This is a genomic window from Streptomyces sp. MK7, assembly GCF_032658145.1.
Lineage (GTDB): Bacteria > Actinomycetota > Actinomycetes > Streptomycetales > Streptomycetaceae > Streptomyces > Streptomyces spiralis.
Genome location: NZ_JAVACL010000122.1, coordinates 1 through 1,340, shown reverse-complemented (window position 1 = coordinate 1,340; position 1,340 = coordinate 1). Strand labels below are relative to the sequence as shown.

The 1,340-nt window shown below is 68.8% G+C and carries 2 protein-coding genes; one reads left to right on the top strand and one right to left on the bottom strand.

The features are described from left to right. The coding region (locus R2S09_RS40085; protein WP_316746214.1) for a transposase at positions 1 to 1,042 on the bottom strand (1,042 nt) is incomplete at its 3' end. Between R2S09_RS40085 and R2S09_RS40080 the strand changes: the two genes are divergently transcribed. After that, positions 1,041 to 1,340: hypothetical protein (locus R2S09_RS40080; RefSeq protein ID WP_316746212.1), on the top strand; the 300-nt coding region annotated here is incomplete at its 3' end. The genes R2S09_RS40085 and R2S09_RS40080 overlap by 2 nt on opposite strands.

Genomic DNA, 1,340 nt, shown 5'->3' with positions numbered 1-1,340 from the left:
GCTGGTCGAGGTAGTTCTGGAAGGCAGTCGGTCGGCGGGGTGTGGGGGCTTCCTCGGCCGGTGACAGTCCGCTGAGGCGCTCGATGTTGACGGCGATGGCCGTCAGAACGTGCTGGACGTGTGCCTTACCCTGTCCTCGGTAGCGGCAGCGCCGCATGCCGTGTCCGTGGGCGAACTCGTTGACCGTGCCCTCCACTCCGGAACGGACCGCGTATCGGGCCTTCCACTCGGGTGTCTGTTGTTCGGCGCGGACGCGGAGTTGGAGGTCACGGAGCTCGCGCGGGGGAAAGCCCACGGTGCGGGCGCTGTCGGCGGTGCTGGTGCACTGCGTGCGTGCCGGGCAGGGGCGGCACTGGCTCTTGGTGAACCGTGCCACGATCAGCGGGGCCGCGGTGGGCGAGGAGGTCGGGTAGGGGCCGTGCCAGCCCGCGCTGACCTGCCCCTGGGGACAGGTGACCTGCTGACGGTCGTAGTCGATGTGGAAGTCGTCCCGGGCGAAGCCCTCGTTGCGGCGATGCTGGTGCGTGGGGTTGCTCTTCAGCGGTCCGGAGACGGTGACCTGGTGTTCACGGGCGGCTTGTTCCAGGTGGGGCAGGGAGGTGTAGCCGGCGTCGACCAGGTGCTCGGCGGGCAGCAGCCCGCGACGAGCCAGACGGGTGTGGATGCCGGGCAGGACGTGGCTGTCGTGGGTGGTGGCCGCGGTGGTGGCGACATCCGTGATCACGTTGGGGCCGTCGGGAGCACAGGTCTCGGTCAGATGAGTGGCGAACCCCTTCCAGCTGATGATGTGCCCGTGCCGTGCATAGCGGGCCGAGGTGTCGTAGGGCGAGACGATCGCCCTCGACGACGGCGGCAGACCCGCCCCGCCTTCCTTCTCGGCGGTGCGCCAGCGAAGGTGCCCTGCGGCATCACGGTGGTAGTTCTGCATCATGATCTGCCGCAGAGCCTGGAGGCGAGGACCGGACGTGCGGTCCGCTCCGTACCGGTAGAGGTGTTCAAGAAGCCGGACGGCGTCGTTTCCGGTGGCAAGGATCCTGGTCATGGGCTTGGTGGGGTTCTTCCCCAGGCGGACTGGTCAGGCCGTAGCGGAGCCCCCAGGCATCGTCGACCAGCTCGTCGAGCAGGTGAGGGGAGATGCCTGCGACTTCTTCGAGTGCGGCGCGGACGGCCTCGGTGATCAGCTCCAGGCGGGTCAGGTCACGTACCGCGGCCAGGACGTGGGTGGAATCGGTGCGCTGCGTGGTGCGCTCGCGCACGAGTCCGGCCTCCTTGAGGCGGGCCAGTGCAAGGTCGAGGAGACGGTCGGCACGGTCGTCTTCAGCGAGACGATCGCGGAAGTC